General features: G+C 40.3%; 19 protein-coding genes and 1 tRNA gene. 3 read left to right on the top strand and 17 right to left on the bottom strand.

Annotation, left to right across the window (positions count from 1 at the left end; genetic code table 11):
• Position 1: 1 nt before the first annotated feature.
• From H7J92_RS08690 to H7J92_RS08680, 3 genes are read right to left on the bottom strand one after another with little or no spacing between them, the layout of a single operon-like run.
• On the bottom strand, positions 2-793 hold the full coding sequence (locus tag H7J92_RS08690; RefSeq protein ID WP_221836505.1) for a putative hydro-lyase: 792 nt from the start codon (positions 791-793) through the stop codon (positions 2-4).
• A gap of 36 nt (positions 794-829) precedes the next feature.
• Positions 830-2047: an NRAMP family divalent metal transporter gene (locus H7J92_RS08685; protein ID WP_009497548.1), complete on the bottom strand. Its 1218-nt coding sequence runs from the start codon at positions 2045-2047 to the stop codon at positions 830-832.
• A 16-nt stretch (positions 2048-2063) separates the two neighbouring features.
• Complete coding sequence (locus H7J92_RS08680; protein ID WP_040759226.1) at positions 2064-2822, bottom strand: LamB/YcsF family protein; 759 nt, start codon at positions 2820-2822, stop codon at positions 2064-2066.
• A gap of 275 nt (positions 2823-3097) precedes the next feature.
• On the opposite strand from H7J92_RS08680, the gene pxpB reads away from it, so the two are divergent.
• The gene (pxpB, locus tag H7J92_RS08675; protein ID WP_221836502.1) at positions 3098-3832 is read left to right on the top strand and encodes a 5-oxoprolinase subunit PxpB; all 735 of its coding nucleotides are present in this window, start codon (positions 3098-3100) and stop codon (positions 3830-3832) included.
• Positions 3829-4815 (top strand): 5-oxoprolinase subunit C family protein, encoded by a 987-nt coding sequence (locus H7J92_RS08670; protein ID WP_221836499.1) that lies wholly within the window; start codon positions 3829-3831, stop codon positions 4813-4815. Before pxpB ends, H7J92_RS08670 begins: the two co-directional genes overlap by 4 nt.
• A gap of 113 nt (positions 4816-4928) precedes the next feature.
• On the opposite strand, the gene H7J92_RS08665 is transcribed toward H7J92_RS08670, so the two are convergent.
• The 7 genes from H7J92_RS08665 to H7J92_RS08635 form a co-directional block, all read right to left on the bottom strand.
• Positions 4929-5684 (bottom strand): IclR family transcriptional regulator, encoded by a 756-nt coding sequence (locus H7J92_RS08665; protein ID WP_009497553.1) that lies wholly within the window; start codon positions 5682-5684, stop codon positions 4929-4931.
• Between the two features lie 272 nt (positions 5685-5956).
• Positions 5957-6577 carry a sporulation-specific diadenylate cyclase CdaS gene (gene cdaS, locus H7J92_RS08660; RefSeq protein ID WP_221836496.1) on the bottom strand — a complete coding sequence of 207 codons (621 nt, stop codon included), beginning with the start codon at positions 6575-6577 and terminating at the stop codon, positions 5957-5959.
• 400 nt (positions 6578-6977) lie between these two features.
• Entirely contained in the window at positions 6978-7382 is a 405-nt protein-coding gene (locus H7J92_RS08655) for a RidA family protein (protein WP_009497556.1), read from the bottom strand.
• 102 nt (positions 7383-7484) lie between these two features.
• A complete protein-coding gene (locus tag H7J92_RS08650; protein WP_246602674.1) occupies positions 7485-8975 on the bottom strand; it encodes an aldehyde dehydrogenase family protein in 1491 nt (496 codons plus the stop codon).
• 82 nt (positions 8976-9057) lie between these two features.
• Positions 9058-9867, bottom strand: coding sequence for a cyclase family protein (locus H7J92_RS08645; RefSeq protein WP_009497558.1), 810 nt, complete (start codon positions 9865-9867; stop codon positions 9058-9060).
• A 122-nt stretch (positions 9868-9989) separates the two neighbouring features.
• Positions 9990-11762, bottom strand: a complete 1773-nt coding sequence (locus tag H7J92_RS08640; RefSeq protein ID WP_009497559.1) for a thiamine pyrophosphate-requiring protein — start codon at positions 11760-11762, stop codon at positions 9990-9992.
• Between the two features lie 166 nt (positions 11763-11928).
• Complete coding sequence (locus tag H7J92_RS08635) at positions 11929-12531, bottom strand: Crp/Fnr family transcriptional regulator (protein WP_009497560.1); 603 nt, start codon at positions 12529-12531, stop codon at positions 11929-11931.
• 218 nt (positions 12532-12749) lie between these two features.
• Between H7J92_RS08635 and H7J92_RS08630 the strand changes: the two genes are divergently transcribed.
• Positions 12750-13394, top strand: a complete 645-nt coding sequence (locus tag H7J92_RS08630) for a Crp/Fnr family transcriptional regulator (protein WP_078816830.1) — start codon at positions 12750-12752, stop codon at positions 13392-13394.
• 209 nt (positions 13395-13603) lie between these two features.
• Here H7J92_RS08630 and H7J92_RS08625 read toward each other — a convergent pair whose 3' ends face one another.
• The 7 genes from H7J92_RS08625 to racE form a co-directional block, all read right to left on the bottom strand.
• Positions 13604-14608, bottom strand: coding sequence for an MBL fold metallo-hydrolase (locus H7J92_RS08625; protein WP_009497563.1), 1005 nt, complete (start codon positions 14606-14608; stop codon positions 13604-13606).
• A gap of 261 nt (positions 14609-14869) precedes the next feature.
• Positions 14870-15610 (bottom strand): SDR family NAD(P)-dependent oxidoreductase, encoded by a 741-nt coding sequence (locus tag H7J92_RS08620; RefSeq protein ID WP_009497564.1) that lies wholly within the window; start codon positions 15608-15610, stop codon positions 14870-14872.
• 378 nt (positions 15611-15988) lie between these two features.
• A tRNA-Arg gene (locus H7J92_RS08615) sits at positions 15989-16062 on the bottom strand.
• Positions 16063-16130: 68 nt separating this feature from the next.
• Positions 16131-16622, bottom strand: a complete 492-nt coding sequence (locus H7J92_RS08610; protein ID WP_009497566.1) for a metallophosphoesterase — start codon at positions 16620-16622, stop codon at positions 16131-16133.
• Complete coding sequence (locus tag H7J92_RS08605) at positions 16619-17233, bottom strand: XTP/dITP diphosphatase (protein ID WP_009497567.1); 615 nt, start codon at positions 17231-17233, stop codon at positions 16619-16621. The genes H7J92_RS08610 and H7J92_RS08605 overlap by 4 nt, the downstream gene beginning before the upstream one ends.
• Positions 17230-17988, bottom strand: a complete 759-nt coding sequence (rph, locus tag H7J92_RS08600; RefSeq protein WP_040759228.1) for a ribonuclease PH — start codon at positions 17986-17988, stop codon at positions 17230-17232. The genes H7J92_RS08605 and rph overlap by 4 nt, the downstream gene beginning before the upstream one ends.
• Before the next feature lie 126 nt (positions 17989-18114).
• Positions 18115-18903, bottom strand: coding sequence for a glutamate racemase (gene racE / locus H7J92_RS08595; protein ID WP_221836490.1), 789 nt, complete (start codon positions 18901-18903; stop codon positions 18115-18117).
• Positions 18904-18912: the final 9 nt, after the last annotated feature.

The following is an 18912-nucleotide window of genomic DNA, read 5'->3' as shown; positions in this document are numbered from 1 at the left end:
ATTAAAAAATACTAAGCGTTGTATCTTTAATATCGCCAATAAACATGCAGCCCGGGGCATGCGTAATCATGATGGAAGGTTTGCTTTGCATCGCAACTGCCTGTGGAGTAACACCACATGGCCAGAACACCGGAATTTCTCCATCCTTTATCGTGACTGAATCCCCAAAGTCTGGTTTGTCAATATCTTGAATGCCGATTTGGCTCGGGTCTCCGATATGAATAGGCGCCCCGTGGACAGCAGGTAAAGGAGTGGTGATTTGTACAGCTCGTATGGCATTTTCATAAGTCATAGGCCGCATACTCACTACCATTGGCCCTTCAAAGACGCCCGCTTTCTCACATGCAATCGACGTTTTGTACATAGGCACATTGCATTTTTCTTCGATATGACGTATCGGTATATCGTCTGCCAAGAGTGGCGTTTCAAATGTGAAACTGCAACCTATCAGAAAGCAGACCATGTCCTCTTCCCAATAGTCAGAAGCGTCCAGCACTTCCTCCGTAAATACACCATCTTTATAAATCCGATATTTGGGTACATCAGTTAAAATGTTTGCATTCGTCGCTATTTTGTTGGGCTTGAACGAACCGACCTCCGTCACATCCAATAAAGGACATGACTTCGGGTTCCGCTGGCAAAATAATAAAAAATCGTACGCATGCTCTTTTTTTAGAATCACCAAATTCGCTTGTGCAAATCCTTTTGACATTCCTGCAGTAGGACCTGTAATCGTCTGTTCGCGGATCAGTTCCCTAACTTTTGCAGGAGACATCTCTTCATAGTTCGTCATTATGTATTCTCCTCTTCTATGCATACTTGCCATTCTTTAAAACAGTAATGGAATCTGCTCAATTAATGTCATAATACTTAACACAGCCATCGCCACCACGACGATTCCTCCTGTAATGGTTAACCAAAGCGGATGTTTATAATTCCCGATAATCTCTTTCTTATAAGCGGCTACTAAAATAGTACCGAGTCCAAGAGGCAAGATTAATGCATTTAAGGCACCAACAAGGATCAGAACATTTACAGGTTTACCGACGATGGCAAATGTCAGTGTTGAAATCAAAATAAATAAGATGATGACCCAGTTATGATACTTTTCGATAGCAGGATGAAAGGTTCGTATGAAAGAAACGGATGTGTATGCAGCTCCAACAACTGATGTAATGGCTGCTGCCCACATAATCACACCAAACATTCGGTATCCTACCTCTCCTGCTGCCAGCTTGAAAACCGAAGCAGGTGGATTGGCAGGATCGATCGCCAGTCCCATCGATACAACGCCCAAAACTGCCAAGAACAAAGCTACACGCATAACACCTGTTACCGCAATTCCCATAACAGAGCTTTTCGTAACGTCCGGTAATGAGTCAATCCCTTTCACACCAGCGTCTAATAAACGGTGACCTCCGGCAAATGTAATGTATCCGCCTACAGATCCCCCAACAATTGTGATAATCGCAAAGATGCTAAGCTGCTCAGGTTTAAAAGTATTCACAATCGCTTCTCCTACCGGTGGTGAAGTAGTAAATGCAACGTAAAGCATCAAGAGGATCATGACACCGCCTGCAGCTTGTGCAACTTTATCCATTGCCTTACCGGCTTCTTTAAAGAGAAAGATAAAGATTGCAAAAGCAGCGCTCAAAACTGCTCCATAAACGGGATCCATACCGAGCATGGCGTTAAGTCCAAGCCCAGCGCCAGCAACGTTCCCAATATTAAAGGCAAGTCCTCCAATGACAATTAAAACAGCCAGCACGACTCCGAGACCGGGAAGCACTTTATTCGCTATTTCTTGTCCTCTTAAACCAGATACTGCAATAATTCTCCAAATATTTATTTGTACAAAGACATCTAGCAGCAAGGAAATTAAAATCACAAACCCGAAACTTGCCGCTAATTGTTGCGTAAATACCGTCGTCTGCGTTAGGAATCCAGGACCGATCGAAGAAGTAGCCATTAAAAAGGCCGCTCCGAATAAAACACTTTTACTTACTTTCTCACTCTTCGGTGTATGCACCAAATTCTTGTCTTTCATACGAACCCTCCACTTCTTACGACATTGCCGCAACTTTTATCTTGTTTTGCAGTAGCTGTTCTTTTAAGTATTTTGCAAAATCCAACGCATGCTCTCCATCGCCATGGATGCAAATGGAATGCGCCTTGACAGGGACTTCTATTCCTTGCTGCGTTAACACTTTTCCTTCTGTCACCATTTTGATCACTTGTGCAGCAGATTGTTCTTTATCAACAATCATCGCTTCAGCCTGGGAGCGGGAAGTTAAAGAACCATCGTCCTGATAGGTCCGATCTGCAAATACTTCATGTACTGTTTGTAAACCGATTCGTTCACCAGCTTTTGTTAATTCACTTCCCGCCAGACCAAATAAGATAAGATCGGCAGAAATGTCATATACAGCTTGCGCAATAGCTTCTGCAAGTTTTTCATCTTGTGCAGCCATATTGTACAGCGCGCCATGTGGTTTCACATGTTGCATAGACGTTTGGCAAGCAGTTAAGAACCCTTGCAGTGCGCCTATTTGGTAAATGACCATATCATATGCTTCCTGTGGAGTGATTTTCATTTCGCGGCGGCCAAAACCATTCAAATCTGGTAGACCTGGATGGGCACCGATTTTCACATTATGATCTACAGCAAGTCTGACGGTCTCTCTCATCACACGCGGATCACCTGCATGAAACCCGCATGCTATATTTGCAGATGTGACATATTTTAATATTTCTTTCTGTTCACCTAACATATAGCGTCCAAAACTCTCACCCAAATCACAGTTCAAATCAACTTGATACATCATAATCCCTCCAAAAATAAAATGAAATGCATTATCGTAAACGCTTACAAATCGTTTAGTTCCGATAATCGAAACTCTAGTTTTGAATTACAAATCCACTTTATCATAAAGTTTTGAAATTGAATAGATTTTATTTTAAAAAAGTTTGTGATAAGGTATCGAAACCTTTTTATTGTTTAGACGACTTGAAATTTGTTTTCTGTCTATTATAATAACTATATGATCCAATATTTAAAACCAGTGTACCGAATTTCGGAACTTTAGGAGTTGTGATAATGAAGAAAGAAACGAATAACGCACTTATTAAACCATTGGGAGATTCGGCCCTGATTGTCCAGTTAGGTGAAGGGATCGACCCTTCCATTCACAAATTAGTAGGCGAGTTGACTAGATTGCTGGAGATTCATCCATTTAACGGCTATATCGAGTCCGTTCCTGCGTACACCAGTTTAACTGTTTACTATAATCCTTACATTGTGCATCAGTCGATTACTGATGGATTGCCAAAAAGTCCATTTCGATATGTTAGCGTTTACATGGAAAACTTAGTTCAGAAAATCGGTAAACAACCAGGTTCCGAAGAAAAACTCGTCACGATTCCTGTTGTTTACGGCGGTGAGTATGGACCAGACTTAGAATATGTTGCGAGCCATCATGGGCTGAGTCCCGATGAAGTAATCGAAATTCACTCAAAAAATGAATATTTAGCATATATGATTGGATTTGCTCCTGGTTTTCCTTTCTTGGGTGGCATGGATGAGCGAATTGCTACTCCGCGCAAGGAAACACCCAGAACTTCTATTCCTGCGGGTTCTGTAGGAATCGCAGGGTTGCAAACAGGAGTTTATCCTTTAGAAACGCCTGGGGGTTGGCAAATTATCGGCCGGACTCCTGTCGATCTTTTCCTTCCCGATCAGCAACCTCCGACATATCTGCAGGCAGGATATAAAATACGCTTCAAGTCTATTTCCGTTAGGGAGTACACTAGAATAAAGGAGTTGAAATCATGAGTTTCCAAGTAGTTCACCCCGGTCTTTTGACGACTATACAGGACTTGGGAAGATACGGTTCACAAAAATACGGTGTCATCGTGGGCGGCGCAATGGACAGCTATTCGCTTCGCATCGCAAACTTACTCGTAGGAAATGATGAAGGTGAAGGCACTCTGGAAATGACATTGGTAGGCTGCACGCTTCGCTTCGAAAGGGATCTTCTAATAGCAATTACTGGCGGTGATTTAATGCCGGCTGTAGATGACAAAGAAGTACCAATGTGGCGTCCTGTATTAGTCCGAAAAGGCTCCTTACTCTCCTTTAAATCGGCAAGAAAAGGATGCCGTGCATATATTGCGTTTGCTGGTGGTTTAGTTGTCCCCAAAGTTATGGGGAGTAAAAGTACATATGTCCGAGCTGGGATTGGTGGCTTCTTAGGAAGAGCATTGAAAAAAGGGGACAGCCTATCCTGCGGTGAACTAAATGCAACAAGCCGATCATTTTTGCAACAATTATCTAAGTTGCAACGCCACTTTGCATGGAGCGTTAACCACGAAACAATCATTCGTCTTGGTCAAGCGCAAACCATTCGTATCACGGAAGGCGCAGAATATGATCAATTTGATGAAATGAGTAAACAAAGGCTAATCGAGGAACTATTTGTATTGACAAATTCATCCGATCGAATGGGATATCGCTTGGAAGGTCCGCCCCTTGCATTAAATGAAAAAACCGAGCTTTTGTCTGAAGGTGTCACTTATGGAACGATACAAATCCCTCCTAACGGTCAGCCCATTATTTTAATGGCAGATCGGCAAACGACTGGTGGTTATCCGAAGATCGCACAAATTATTTCGGCCGATTTATCGAGTTTAGCGCAACTGCGGCCACCAGGGACCATCCAATTTGAAGTGGTTTCAATTGAGGAAGCAGAAAATGAACTATGGAAAAACGAACAAATTATCGCAAGCCTCAAAATAGGGATTCAGTTAAAGGTTTGACAGGGGCAAGTGCAACTTTACTTTGGCTTGATTCACCGTTTCTCTCACCTTTCATATGAGTAAAAGCTGCCATTGAAAGTTTTTCTAACATTCAAGGCAGCCTCTTCAAGGCACTATTCATCGTGGCCTAAGTGCATTGATATTTTTTTTGCCGCTTCTAGCGTTTTTTCTGCAAAATATTGAATCTTTTCTCCTTGATAATTTGCTTCGATCCCTGCAACACTGATTCCCGCAATGACATCTCCTTTATGGTCAAAGATAGGAGCTGCGATCGCGGATGTATGGTTTTCCAATTCAGAATGACTGACAGTATACCCATCTATTCTTGCTTGATTAATCGTTTCTCGAAGTTGTGTTTTATCTGTAATAGAGCCCCTGCCAAAAGATGTCAGCTCAATCGAATCAAGATAGTCATCAATTTCCGTATCCGGTAAGAATGAAAGAATGGCACGAGAACAGGCTCCGGCGTATAAAGGACTTCTTCTTCCTATCGCTGTGTAAAGCCGAACTTTCTGGTGTGTATCAATTTTTTCTATGTAAATGGCTTCATCATTTTGTTTTATGATAAGATTCACTGCTTCATTCACTTCTTGATGAAGAGCCTGCATGATCGGATACGCGATGGCACGAATATTCATCCTAGAAGAGACCAAATGACCAAACTTCAGAAATATAAGTCCCAATCGATATTTTGAATCCTCCCCCTTCACGAGAAAACCCATTTCCTCAAGTGACCGAAGCATGCGGTAAACAGATGTTTTTGGGATACCCGAGTAATCTATGATTTCTTGAAATGTCAGTTCTGCATGGTTAATGAATAGATTTAAGACATCCATTGATCGAACCACTGTTTTGTTTTTATTATCCAATACAATTCCTCCGATGTGCTTACATAGTTTATTAGGTATTAGTTAATATCTTAATCTATAAGTATCTATCCTTTACTTTAATTTGTATTTTGCAAATGAGCAACAATGAAATTTGTCCGATAAGAAGGCTGAAGAGGTTTCACCTTGTTGGTGCACATGAAAAAACCCTTTTCTTCTAGATAGAAAGAAAGGGCTGGAAATTCTGTTTTATGATTTTTAAAAAATGTTAATTTTATTCCAACATACAAGAAATTGTGTCTTGCATGTTATGTTTATAGAGCTCCATGAGAAGTTATAGGATGGAGTTGTCCATTAATAGCAAATGAAACTCTTCCCGTTTCTTCAGATACTACAAGTACAAGCGCGTCGCTTCGTTCGGATAATCCTAAAGCAGCACGATGTCGGGTACCCAGCTTTTTGTCACCTGTAAATCTGTCTGATAACGGCAGAACATTTGTCGCTGAAACGATGTGATTAAAGTTCACCATCACAGCTCCATCATGAAGTGGATTACCGGGGAAAAAAATTGATTCCAATAAAGTATGAGTTAATTCTGCGCCTATCGGTATTCCTGATGTCACCAAAGATTCAAGAGGATCTTCACGCTGAATTACAATTAATCCGCCATGTCTTCGCTTAGACATATTTTGAATGCACTGTGATATTTCCGGATACTTATCTGTAAACGGAGACAAATAACAGTTCAAATAAAAAGTAGCCGCTCTCATTTCAATGCTTAAAAAAGCCTCTTTAATTTCCTCGAAATCTCCAAGTACACAGAAATTTTCAGCGTTCATTGCTTCTACATTATTTTGTAATGCCGAAATAACTTGGCGAATATCTTCGGTTAATGTTCTCTTCATCGGTGTAAAATCACAATTTAAATTATCCATAGAGACACACCTCCCCTTTATTCCCAATAGTGTACGTAAAGTTTGTCCAAATAGGAATTTTTTATTCATTGAATGAGGTAAAGTCTTTGCGAATAAAGGAATGGTTATTGTCGCCTACTTAAAAGCATTCTTTTTCTAGATCAAGCATGCCTTGCATCGTGTTGATCATAATGGAAACAGTATTGGGGGTATCTATAATGTTAAATAGATAAAAGAATATAGTTTGTTTAATAATTCATACGAGTTTCAGCAAACATGAGTATGTAAGCTTTCTCACAGGCCCTCTTCGCGAGAAAGCACCACTTTGATACGTTGATCGTAACAAAGTGGTGTTGCGTTCGATTATGCGTTGTTTGATTGAGGGTTTTCCTTTCCCCTCATCATTTGCAGGGTACTATTTTTATTCCTCCATTACTACAGTCACTTCGATCTCGATTAGGAACTCCGGAAGCGCTAGCCCCATTACACCAACTATAGTTTGGGAGGGTGGAGGGATATCTCCAAAGTACTTTGCAGTTACACTTCCTATTATTTCATATTCGTGCGGCTGGGTTGTAAAGATTGTTGTCTTCGCAATATGATCCCAAGTTGCTCCTATTTCAATTAAAGCTTGTTCAATATTTTGATAGACCATATCTGTTTGTTTAGCCAGATCGCCCACTTCTACTACTTGCAAATTTTTATCCCATGCTACTTGTCCAGCAATGAAAACAATCTTTTTCCCTTTAGGGATCGTGATGTGGGTATATCCGATCGGGTCGTGAATTGAACTTGGATTAATAATTTCGCGTTGCAAACTTTGCATTGGGCTCCCCCTCTGTCATTGGCGGATACTGGTACATGATATCATTATGAATGCTTAAACATTCAAAATTTCTTACACAAAGATCCTTCAAATACAAACGACTTATTTAAAAAAACCAGCCGGCGGTAAGTTGAAATTCGCCGCTATTGTCTTTGTTTGCGTATATTCACTTAAGGCTTCCTTGCCATATTCTCTTCCTACGCCACTGTCTTTGTAACCTCCAAAAGGGGCTCCTGTTTGGAAGTTAAAATATTGATTAATCCAGACACTTCCAGCCTGCATTTTTTGTGCAGTATCCAATGCGGCCTTAAAATCATTCGTCATAATACCCGCCGCCAAACCGTACTCCACATCATTTGCTTCTTTAATGACCGTATCCACATCATTCCAACGCATAACTGTAATCACGGGTCCGAAAATCTCTTCTTGTGAAATTCTCATCTCATTCGTTGCTTCAAAAATCGTCGGTTCTATGAAGTAACCGTGTTCATTATTAGGAACAGTTACGCGGTTGCCTCCTGCTAAAAGTTTTGCTCCTTCTTCTTTAGCGATATCAATATAGCCTAATACACGTTTTCCCTGCTTTTCATTGATAAGCGCACTGACTCGAGTAGATGGATCAGTTGGATCGCCCACTTTAACTTCTTTTGCTCTTGCAACTAACTTCTCAACAAATTCATCATAGATATCGTCATGGACGAATAAACGAGAACCAAGAATACAACTTTGTCCATTAAATAAGCAGTAACCTAGAGTAGTGTTTTCTACAGCATCATCAATATTGACGTCTGGGAAGACGATATGCGGAGACTTTCCACCCAATTCAAGAGTTACCGGCAACAGTCTTTCACCAGCTATCTTACCAACTAACCGGCCTACGCCTACACTGCCCGTAAAAGAAAGTTTATGAACATCCTTATGGTTAATAAGCGCATCTCCGGCCTCAATACCGTAACCTGTAACAAAGTTCACGACGCCTTTCGGTAGAATATCTTTAAGGATTTTAGCAAATTCCAAAGTAGATAAACTCGCATCTTCAGCGGGCTTCATGACAATTGTGTTACCTGCTGCAAGAGCAGGTGCCAGTTTGAAAGAAACCATTATCATCGGAACATTCCATGGAATAATTTGTGCACAAACACCTAAAGGATCTTTCTGTACAATCAACTGACCATTAGGAAGTGGTCTTGAAGTACCTTCATAAGTTAAAATCGCAGAAGCGAAGTATCGGAATTGTTTTACTGCAATATCATAATCTAGCCCAAATTCATTTATAGGACGGCCTGTATCTAAGCATTCAATCATAGACAATCGTGCTGTGTTTTCTTCTAGTGCGTCCGCAACTTTGTGAAGATATGCTGCACGTTCTTCCACTGATAGAGTTGACCATGTTTTAAATGCTTCATTTGCAGCCTTTACTGCAAGGTCCACATCTTCTTTATTCCCTCTAGCTATTTTGGACAGTACGGCACCGGTTGCTGGATTAATTGCATCAATATAACCATTTGCCGACTCAACAAATTCACCATTAATAAAAGAACCGTATTGGCTATCTAATGTGATTTCGTTTGTGTTTGCTTTAATTGTTTGCATATAAATCTCCTCCATTAATATAAAATCAACAATTTATTCTGGGGTTTATCTATTTTTTATCGGGTTTAAATTTAGCACTGCATTAAACTAAAGCGATGGCTCTAATTGGGCTTCCACTCCCATTTTCTATTTTTAACGGGGCCGCAATTAGGACCGCTCCTTTAGGCGGAAGCTTATCAACGTTCGTCAACTGTGCTAAACCATATTTATTTGCTTGGTGCATAATATGATGGCTTGGAAATGGAGGATCGAAAGTATGGGCAATCCCCGCATCAGTGCCTACTGTCTCTACACCTACTCCTAAAATATCGCGTTCGACAAGAAAACGGGATGCTTCCGGTGTAAATCCAGGCGTATGTGACAAACCATCTCTATCTGTATTGAAATATTTTTCACTGTTTAGATACTCCGCCCAACCCGTATATAGCAATACCCAGGAATGCTTAGGTATTTGTCCGAATTCTGCTTCGTATTCTTCTATATCTTCAACTGTTAAACAATAATCCGGGTTCTCTATACACTTTTCTTTAATATTAATGACTCGTGCTTCTCCAATCAGATTTTTTACTGGGATCTTATCTACACTTGCATTTTCTCTGCCTGTTACCCAATGATTCGGTGCATCGAAATGTGTACCACAGTGCTCACCTGCGACAAAATCATTCCAATAGCATACAGGCCCTGTTTCATCGTATTTAGAAAGCTGTTTAAACTGAAAACCGCCCGTGTTCTTAAATGGTTCTGGAAGTTGAATTACTGGTGTATCTTCGTTCAATACTTGCGTCATATCTACGACTTCAATTGAATCATTTACAATACTTCCTAGTAATTGGCTTAATACGTGTGATTGATCATGCGATGTTTTGTGTAATACTTGCGATTGAACATCCATCCTATTACCCCCGTATCTTCCATTTAATATTTATTGCTTACTTCATTTTATATCTTATTAACTTTAAAGATTGTTAACCTATTAACATTTTTCCAGTTTTCAGTCCGTTGGAAATTAAATAGTTAAACTGTCGGAATCATTACATCTACTACAGCGGCACGACCTTCTTTTACCACTTTAAACGCCTCATCTAATGCAATTTTTAACTCTTCGGGTTTTGTCACTATTAGCGCAAATGCGTTACCTGCAGCCTCCGCTATTTTAGCCAAGTCAGCGGGAGGATCAAAGTTTACTCCGAATTCATCCATAGCATTTGCAATGCCGTCGGGATGCACTCCTAATGTCGAAAGTTTCGGTGATTTCCATCCAGTATTGTTATAAATTACTGTTAGGAATGGAGTATTGTACTTTCGAGCCATCCAATGGACGACGGATGGAATGCTAAACAGGTAAGAACCGTCACCTGTTAGGCTGACAACTGTTTTATCCGGATTAGCCAGCTTCATCCCAATCGCTGCGCCCCCGTTCCACCCTAACGAGCCTGCACCACTTCCATGGAGTGTACCGGGTTTTCTAGGGCCAATATGAGTACAAATCGTTTTATAATTTGAAATGCCCTCGTTCAACACAATCGTGTCTTCATCAATAATTTCACGAACACATGCGCTGAGGTATTCAGGTGTAATCACATTTTCTGTGGGTTCTTCTAAACGAAGATTCTCTGCTTTATTTTCCTCATGAATTGCAGTAATTTTCTCTCTGCGGCTCTGGATTGTTTCTTCACATATTTGCACACTGTTAAGCTGCTCATTTAATTGTTGAAGCGCTACTTTTGTGTCTGCTTTAAAAAAACTTTTGGAAGGGATATACCATAACGGCATTTCCTCCTTCAATGGATCCATGTCAATATAATAAATTGTCGCTTCTTCTGATGGTTTATTTTTCATAGGAATCCACGGCACATCGCTATCTAATACAAGGACAAAATCAGCTTCCGCCAGCAGTTCATTTTGCTCTGCAGTATTCCATTGATGACCGCAATGCATCGGATGATCCGCTGGGAAATTCATCGCATTGGATACCGATTCGATTACAGGTATCGCCAAACGGTTACTCAATTGCACAAGATCTCCAACAGCTGCCGGATTTCTTCCTAAATAAGATGTAATGATAAGTGGTTTTTTGGACCTCGTTAAATCTTCGGCTATTTCCTCGATATCTTTTGGCGGGATTGCGCTAGGAGATATCGGTTCCCAAAGATCTGTATTAATCGTTATGGGTTCAGTTACTTCTTCCATTGCTTCACGCGGACCCATCAAATAAACAGGACCTCTTGGCTCGCTTTTAGCGAATTGCAAAGCACGGTGAACGAGTTGTTTAACATTTTTACCAGTGCGAATTTCGTTATCATACTTTGAATATCCTCGCATGATTCCGCGTTGATCAAATACGTCTTGAATCCAATGAATAAACTCATTTCTACTTCCTAACAATTCATTTTCTTGCGTATACGGAGAAGCACCTGCAAAGACAAGTACGGGGATTCTTCCTTTGAAGGCATTATGAATTGCCCCCCCAATGTTTTGCGTTCCACATTCCACGTGAACCAAGACGGCTTGCGGTTCACCTGTTAGCTGTGCATAGCCATGTGCAGCACTCATCGCAACCATTTCGTGGGGACAAGTAATCAACTTAGGCAGTTTTTTATTATCTTTTTTTGCTTGCGCTAAACTCTCAATTATTGCTGGATGGTCGCTTCCCAAGTTGGCAAAAATATATGAAACCCCAGCTTCTTGTAGTGATTCTAAAAACGCCGTACTCGTTGTATACTTGCTCGGCTGTCTCTCTTTCTGCTCGTCCAGGCTTTTTAAGATTGCTGCATCCTTTGTAGTCATCACATTAAACCCCTCTCTTTACCTTCATGACAATTGTTATGATCTCTTATATATTTATAGTAACGTCACTCACTTACTTTTTCCGTTAACCTATTAACATCTTTTATCTTTTCAGTTGCTGTCGATTACTATTAGTCCACTTAAATAGAAAAACGCTCTCCATTTACTAGAGAGCGCTTACATATTCTAATAGCTTTTTCGGACACCGAATAAACAGCTTACCTTCTTTTTTTATTATAAGTTTCTTTTCATTCCATTCCTTTGTAATTTTATAAATTGTTATACGCGTCAAGCCCGTGTAATTCGTTAGTTGTTGTTGATTAAGAGGGATTTCATAATGATTATTTTCACGGCAAATGCCTATCAATAAATGTGCTAACTGTTCTTCTACAGAAAGAGATTTATACTGAATAATATCGCCAAGTTGTTTTAACTTATCGATTACTGAACTATAAAACATATTCCGAACACTTTTATCTTTCATAACTAGCTCTTGAATTTTATTATATTCCAAGTAGTAAATGACTGAGTTTTCCATTGTGATAGCAGATGAAACATAACATTTACGATCTATTGATAATTCACCGAATGTTTTTCCGCTATCAACAAGTTCAAGTATCCTTTCTTTTCCTTCGAACACTTTCATGCTCATTTTTACCATGCCGTCTGCAACATAATAAAATCCAGCGCCTTTTGTTCCTTGTTCATACACCACTGTATTCTTTTTTAAAAACATTCTCTTACCTTCTTTAAGATACGAATCAAACATAAAAACCCTCCTATACGATTGGTAGAAAAGTCATTTGTAAAACACTATACATACGCAAACGATGAGGACAACTATTTGACTGAAAGTTCTAGTATATTAAATTATATTCGATTTACATACAATATTGTAGTTATCAGTATTATCTGATAAAATAAAGTAAAATGTACCAATTCTTTATGCAGTGTTTTCTATCCATTTCTTAATAGAGGTGATAACTGTTGAATGAACAGCAATATACTTGGAAAAATATTATTAATAGTGGATACGGAAAAAGGATTGATGTTAATAAAAACACTGTATTATTTCGTCAAGGTGAAATTGGTCAAGGCTTCTACTATCTTGAAAAAGGCGAAGTGAGAATCAGTCTTTTATCCAACCAAGGAAGCGAGAGGGATATCGATTATGTAATGCCAGGGGATTTACTAGGAGAACAAGGCTTTAATCATAATCCCTACTTTACCACAGCATCAAGTACTATTCCTTCAACGCTTTATTTTTTTTCAAAAAAAGATTTTGATCTTCTTTGTGTAGATATTCCAGAAGCCGCCAATATGTTGATGAATTCTTTAATAGTAAAAGTCCGGTTGTTGGCAGAGACAACATCCATTCTAAATGCACCGGCTGACTATAGACTAGCTCATCTTCTGTATAAGCTTCACTTACGAGAAAATGATTTTAAAGTAAAATTAAGCCAAGTTTCTCTAGCTCGCTTTATCGGTACATCCCGGGTTACCGTCTATAAGATAATCAATCAATGGAAAGCAGAAGAAATGATTTATTATGACCAGGGCTACATTCATTTTCTAGATATTACTAAGCTTAAGTATTTTTTAGATAACGCTCTTTATAGTTCGTCGAAATAAAAATAATCAATATAACTTTTAGACTTTGTGTCAGTATAATTGATAGGTTCACCGCGTTACTGTCTTTATAGTTTTGCAATTTCGTGGATGAATAGTTTTCATAAGGTCTCCAAAAAGCATTCTACCTTCCATCCAAATCGCTAAATACTTGCTTTCCTCTACAAAAAAATCTTCCATTCAGCTGAATTGGAAGATAATTTCGTGTCTATTTATAGGTAAACATGCTGGGAAAGATTACGATCCCAAGTAGTTTTAGTTCTCGCATGGACTAATGTCTCTCCGTGCTGTAGCAATTGCAATCGATCACTAGGCAGTTTTTTTTGATCCCACTCTGCCAGCAGTCGATTCAGTGCTTCTTCTGTCGTATCGTCCGCTAAACGAAAAGCCCCGTAATGCATCGGTATAAAAATCTTTGCGTCTACATCAAGAAAAGCCTGCACTGCTTCTTCAGGCGTTACATGCTGTGTACCCATAAACCATTCTGGTTCGTACGCTCCAATCGGCATAAGGGCATAGGTGATATCTGGGAATCTCTCTCCAACTTCACGGAAGCCTTGAAAATATCCACTGTCTCCTGCAAAGTAGATCGCATCGTTCTCTTGCATCCCTTCGGCTAAAGCCGCTTCAGAACGTTTGATTACCCACCCTCCCCAATGGGACGAATTCGTGTCAGACAGCGTGCGACGATTCCAGTGCTGAGCAGGCACAAAGTGGAATTCAACGGAATCAATCTTGACATATCCCCACCACGGCAGCTCATGTACAATTTTTCCAGGCATTATCTTTTGCATTTTACGACCGAAACCTTCTGGTACGAGAACGGTTGGCGAGCCTTTGAGTTTTTTCAACGAGGGAACATGCAGATGATCATAATGCGCATGTGAAAGTAAAATAACATCTATGGACGGCATTTCTTCCAAAGCAATGCCCGGTTCTTCAAGTCTTGGACTGAACCCCATTTTTTTTGCCCATACAGGATCCGTTACAATCGTCAGCCCAGCGATTTGCAGTAGGAATGTCGAATGGCCAATCCATGTAAGCGTTGTTTCGTTTTTATTACTTCTCAAAAATTCCTGTTGTTTACATTCTGCCTGGCCGATCCGATAACTTTGATCTTTTTTCTTTCCCATTCGCTCTTTTTGCCAACGTATAACATCTTTCAGTGAACTGATTGTTGCTGTTGGATCTGAATTTTGATATTTTTTTCGAGCCACTAATAATCACTCCTTCTTATCCTTAATTTTGTAGGACAAGTGTTTAAACTATATATAAAAAAGAACGTCGATTTCTTAACGTTCTTTCATCGTTCGTATTACATCTCCGGTGGACCTACGCGAAACCTTATGTGTCAATATATACAGTATTGTTTGTATACCTAAATAAAAATCTTTAAAAAAATAATCTAAGTCCGTGTCTTCCCAGCTGCTTTATACATGTTTCAAATGGATCTTTATGGTTAATTAACAAGCATAATATTAAATATCTGTTCCTAGCGTCAAACCTCCATCAACAACAATTTCAGTTCCATTACAATAAGCGCTCTGATCGGAAGCAAGAAAAGCAATTACATTGGCAATATCATTCGCCTTTCCCATTCTCCCTAAAGGGATGGCATCACGATCTAAATTTAATGTATTGTTACTGACCATATCTGTCTCAATAACACCTGGATGGACTACATTTACTCTAATTCCCTTTCTGCCTAATTCTATTGCAGCTGATTTCGAAAGGTTGGAAACTGCTGCCTTTGTAGCGGCATAAGCTGCGGATTGATTAATTGGTGCAAAAGAAGATATGGAAACATTATTGATAATTGACCCATTTTGTTGTTTTTGCATAAATGGAGCAACTGCCTTTATTCCTCTAAAAACCCCCAACTGATTCACATTGATTAATTCTTGAAAGTCTTCAACGGTAGTATCTAATATTGGTTTTTTCATAAAAACTCCAGCATTATTAACAAGTACATCCACCTTTTTATAAGTAGAAATAATAGAGTTCACAGCAGATATCCAATCTTCTTCCTTCGTTACATCTAATTGTAGCGGAAGGCATTTATCCTCTCCAATTTCTAATGAGAGAGCCTTCACTTTTTCTATATCCCTTGCGCCTAAGGCAACTTTTGCTCCAAGTGATGCTAAATGTTTCGCTATGTCCCTTCCCTGCCCCCTATTTGCTCCAGTTACTAACACAACTTTTCCTGTTAAATTAGGCATAACTAATTCCCCTTTACAGTAAAATACATTTTAATTTATCAAAAACTTATATTAATATTCGCAGCATCTTAACAAAGAGATTAACTATGTCCATACTAACATAAATTCATAGAATAAAAGGATACCGCACGTAATATATTCATGATGACAATAATTCAGTATCTCATTACTACAACAGTAAACGAGTGGAAAAGTTCCTGTTGTTATACAGATGATATATACGATAATTTATCGGAACAAACAAGTGAGGATTTTAAAATATAACTATGTATTTACAGAAAGTATATCTAAAAAAAACAAAAATGACCACAAACGCTATTATATCAACGTTTGTGGTCTTCTTTGATTTTCTTATCGTATTCCATTTTTACTCAAAAACGTCCCAGGAGGGATTCGAACCCCCGACCGACGCCTTAGAAGGGCGTTGCTCTATCCAGCTGAGCTACTGAGACAAACACCTGAATAACTCAGGCACAAGAACTATTATAGGCATGACTTAAATAAAAGTCAACACTATATTTTATTTTTCTAAAACTATTTGATCTACTAGATGATTTTGCATAGTATAAAAGTTGACTGTGTACTTTTCTCCTGTCTCAATCACCGCATATGTTGCTTCCCTGCCGCCGCGTGGCTGTGTTGTGCTGCCGGGATTGACGAATAATACACCGTTGATCAGTTCTGCTCCATATAAATGAGAATGGCCGAATAACGCAATGGTCGCTTGCTGTTCGGCTGTCGCATAAGAAAGCGTAAGTAAAGAGCGCTTCACATCATGTTCATGGCCATGTACAGCAAATACTGATTCATCCCCTACCTTCTCCAATAGAGAGGCTGGTAGACGGCTGTCGAGGTCGCAATTGCCTCGAACACAATGTAAATCTGCAAGCAAGGGATGATCTGCTGCTAATTCGCTATCTCCACAATGAAATATAGCATCCGCCGGCAATGCGGCAATCTGCTGAACAGTTGCCGTATCACCATGCGAATCACTTAATACAATAATTTTCATTCATTATCACCTAAACTTTTAAGGAATTCTAAAAGATGTTCTTTTAATTGTGCTAACGCTGCACCCCGATGAGAAATTGCGCTTTTTTCTTCGGCTGTTAACTGTGCCATCGTCTTCTCTTTTTTCGGTACATAAAATACCGGATCATAGCCAAAGCCGTTTATGCCTTGTCTTTCCGCCGTAATAACACCCTCGCAGCTGCCTGAGAATGTCGTTGTCTCCACGTCAGGCCCAGCGATCGCCAACACACATCTAAAACGCGCCTGACGATCGGCTGCAGGCACATCAGAAAGATTCGCCAGCAACTTATCGATATTCGCTTCATCGTTTGACGGTTCGCCCGCATAGCGTGCAGAGTAGACGCCTGGCTCTCCTTTTAGGGCGTCTACCTCCAATCCGCTGTCGTCTGCTATGACCACCTTATCGAGCATGTTCGCTACCGTTTCGGCCTTCAAGATCGCATTCTCCGCAAACGTCGTGCCCGTCTCTTCCACATCGATTGATTCGTCTAGATCCTGTAAAGTAAAAACCTTAATTCCAAGAGGGCTAAACAGCACCTCAAAATCCTTCGCTTTTCCGCGGTTATTTGTCGCAATCAATACTTCTTTCATTGTGCATCGCCTGCCCGCTGTCCGACTTTATTCGCTAGCTCCCCTAACGTTTCTTTTTGAATCTTGATCAACCGTTCGATTCCCTGTTCTGCAAGTGTTAATAGGTCATTCATCTCTGCTCGTGAGAACGTAGCTTCTTCCCCTGTACCTTGGAGTTCGACAAATTGTCCTTCTCCTGTCATTACGACATTCATATCGACGTCTGCCGATGAATCCTCTACATAGTCAAGATCCGTAATGAGTTGTCCGTCCGCAAGCTTACCAACGCTTGTAGCCGCTAGAAAATCACGAACCGGGAAAGTCGGCAATTGCTTTTCGACCTGCAATTTATTCGCAGCAATCACTAACGCAACAAACGCGCCGGTAATGGAAGAAGTCCGTGTGCCGCCATCAGCTTGGATCACGTCACAATCAATCCAAATCGTCCGTTCACCGATTGCATCCAAATCTACAACCGCACGTAAAGCACGGCCGATCAAACGTTGGATTTCCATTGTGCGGCCGCCTACCTTACCGCGAGAAGATTCACGGATTGTCCGCTGTCCTGTTGCCCGCGGAAGCATGGAATACTCCGCTGATATCCAGCCTTTTCCGCTGCCTCGTAGAAATGGTGGTACCCGATCTTCAATCGTAGCCGTACAAATCACTTTCGTATTTCCAACTGAGATCAACACCGAGCCTTCCGGGTGGATTAAATAATCTTTCTCTATCGTCACTGTACGAATATCTTCAGTTGTTCTGCCATCATGTCGCATGCTATATCCTCCGTTATGTACCATTTTTATTATTTTGTCCATATAAATAAACATTCAACCTATCTTACCATAAGAACAGTAAAAACCCGAAAACGAGTAACTGTTTTCGGGTGAATTCCGCTATTCTCAAAACTGTATCGTGCGTACATCCGGTTTCTGAATGCTCAGCCAATCTTCAACGATTGACTGAAACTTTTCTTTTAAACCGGTCGTATAGAAAATCGGTTCTACTGCGGAGACAGACAACATCTGCTGCTTGCGTAAAATACTTTCAACGTCCGCAACGGTTTCCACAGCAGAAGAAATAATACGCTTCTGCTGTTGGAAATGCTCTTCGATATGTTCTTGCAGTAACGGGTAATGCGTACAGCCAAGTATGACCGTATCAAACGACTCTTTGTGCAATGGCTGTAAGGTTTGATCCACAATTACTTTGGCTGCTGGAGAGCGATACTCCCCATTTTCAACGATCGGAACAAACTCAGGACAAGCCAATGAATGGACCGTTGCGTCAGGCTGCTGCATATGAATTGCTTGATCATACGCCTTACTTTTCACTGTGCCAAGAGTACCTAATACTGCAATCTCGCTAGTTTGAGACGCCTTTAAAGCCGCTCTTGCTCCTGGCTGAATAACGCCGATCACCGGAAAGTCGAATTGATGTCGGACTTCCTCTAAAGCAATCGCAGTCGCTGTATTACATGCTATCACTAACATTTTAATGCCCATATCTGCCAAACTCTTCACCATATCCATGGTAAATTCCAACACTTCCTCTGATGGTCTTGGCCCATATGGACAACGTGCATCATCGCCAATGTAAATAATGGGTTCATTCGGTAAAAACTTTCGCAACTCTCGTACGACCGTTAAACCGCCGACACCCGAATCAATAACTCCAATAGGTGCATTCACTATAATCCC

Origin of the sequence: Sporosarcina aquimarina, from assembly GCF_019748715.1 — a bacterium.
GTDB lineage: Bacteria > Bacillota > Bacilli > Bacillales_A > Planococcaceae > Sporosarcina > Sporosarcina newyorkensis.
This window is presented reverse-complemented; position numbering and strand designations above follow the sequence as displayed.